Source organism: Pseudomonas sp. BF-B-26 (assembly GCF_019956495.1).
In the GTDB taxonomy this organism is placed as follows: domain Bacteria; phylum Pseudomonadota; class Gammaproteobacteria; order Pseudomonadales; family Pseudomonadaceae; genus Aquipseudomonas.
On record NZ_JAHBDP010000043.1, the window covers coordinates 1 to 1,775 of the forward strand.

At 60.2% G+C, this 1,775-nt stretch carries 2 protein-coding genes; one reads left to right on the forward strand and one right to left on the reverse strand.

Features of this window, described 5'->3' with window-relative positions:
• Window positions 1–93: 93 nt before the first annotated feature.
• On the reverse strand, window positions 94–1,008 hold the full coding sequence (locus KGB03_RS03175) for a LysR family transcriptional regulator (protein ID WP_223526323.1): 915 nt from the start codon (window positions 1,006–1,008) through the stop codon (window positions 94–96).
• A 104-nt stretch (window positions 1,009–1,112) separates the two neighbouring features.
• Between KGB03_RS03175 and KGB03_RS03180 the strand changes: the two genes are divergently transcribed.
• Window positions 1,113–1,712: a short chain dehydrogenase gene (locus KGB03_RS03180; RefSeq protein ID WP_223526324.1), complete on the forward strand. Its 600-nt coding sequence runs from the start codon at window positions 1,113–1,115 to the stop codon at window positions 1,710–1,712.
• Window positions 1,713–1,775 lie beyond the last annotated feature (63 nt).

Below are 1,775 nucleotides of genomic sequence, written 5' to 3' on the forward strand. Positions count from 1 at the left end.
GCTCGCGAAAGCGGTGTGACATTCAGTATTAATGCTGACTGACACTCCGCTTTCGCGAGCAAGCCCGCTCCCACAGTGTTGGGTGGTGAGCTGCTATCGTTGGAGCCGATCCAGCGCTTCACCGCTGCGCTTGAACCAGCCAATCAAATAGTCCGCCAACACCTGTGTGCGCTTCGGCAATCCACCCTGATAGGGATGCACCAGGTACATCGGCATGCGGCGGGTCTGATAGTCGCGCAGGAGCCAGCGCAAACGGCCGTCAGCCAATTCCGCTTGCAGCAGGTAGGACGGCAACCGCGCAATGCCGGCGCCGGCCAGTGCCGCTTTTTTCAGCAGGCTGTAATGGTTGCTGGCGAACGGTCCCGAGACACGAACCCGCAACAACTCGTGTTGCTGGTGATAGAGCCACTCTTCGCGACCGCTGTAGTGACTGTTGAGCAGACAGCGATGTTCAGCGAGGGCCTGCGGCGTCAGCGGGTCGCCGTATTGCTCAAGGTAAGCCGGGCTGGCGCAGGTCATTTCGTGCCAGGCCAATAGCGGTCGGGCCACCAGGCGCTCGTCATTGCCCACCTCGGAGCGAACCGCGAGATCAAATCCGTCGCGGGACAAATCACGGTAGTTGTTGCTCAGGTCCAGCTCGATCTGCACCTCAGGGTACTTGCCGGAAAACTCCAGCAACAAGCCATCGAAGAAGGTTTCCCCCAGCGATACCGGAACCGTCATACGCACCGGCCCGGCCATGTCGTCCTTGAGCCGCGCCAATGCCTGACGCGCCCTCTCGACTTGGACTACGAGTGCCTGGGCTTGCGGCAACAGCGCCGCACCTGCGGCTGTCAGGCTCAAACGGCGGGTGGTGCGTTGCAGCAGCACCACTGAAAACCGCGATTCCAGTTGGCTGATGCGCTTGGACAACTGACCTTTGCTGCACCCCAGTTGCTGCGCCGCCAGAGTGAAACTGCCTGCTTCAATCAATATCGCGAACGCCGCCAGATCATCCATTTCGCTCATGGATTGTTTCCATTTGAAAACCAAAGGTTGCCTATTAGCACGCTTATCGATGGAAAAAACCACTCTAGACTGAAGCCACTTTCAACCACTCAAGGAACAGCAGCATGAAAATTCTTTTGATAGGCGCAGGCGGCACCATCGGTTCAGCGGTCGACAAGGAGCTGTCCGAGCGTCACGAGATCATCCGCATCGGCCGCAACAGCGGTGATTTCCATGTGGATATCAGCGACAGCGCATCGATTCGCAAGCTGTTCGAGCAAACCGGCAAGTTCGATGCACTGGTCTGCGCCGCCGGCAACGTGACCTTCGCGCCCCTCGGTGAAATGACCGGAGAAAGCTTCGCACTGGGCCTGAAAGACAAGTTGATGGGCCAGGTCAATCTGCTGCTGATCGGCCGCGAGTACGCCAACGACGGCGCCTCGTTCACCTTCACCACGGGCGTGCTCAGCCACGACCCGATCCGCAGCGGCGTCTCGGCAGCGCTGGTCAATGGCGCCCTGGACAGCTTCGTCCGCGCCGCAGCGATCGAACTGCCTCGCGGCCTGCGCGTCAATTCGGTGAGCCCGAACGTACTGGTCGAAGCCATGGGCAAATACGCGCCGTATTTCCGCGGCTACAAACCGGTTCTGGCAGCGGACGTGGCATTGGCCTACGCCAAAAGCGTCGAGGGCCTGCAAACAGGTCAGACCTTTCACGTGGGCTAAACCGCCGCGACCTGTAGGAGCACGGCGTGGCGGCGATGGCGATATCGAAGGCGCCATCGCCGG

Coding starts and splice junctions, on each gene's coding strand:
- KGB03_RS03175 (WP_223526323.1), bottom strand. CDS start 1,008: ATGAGCGAAATGGATGATCTGGCGGCGTTCGCGATATTGATTGAAGCA.
- KGB03_RS03180 (WP_223526324.1), top strand. CDS start 1,113: ATGAAAATTCTTTTGATAGGCGCAGGCGGCACCATCGGTTCAGCGGTC.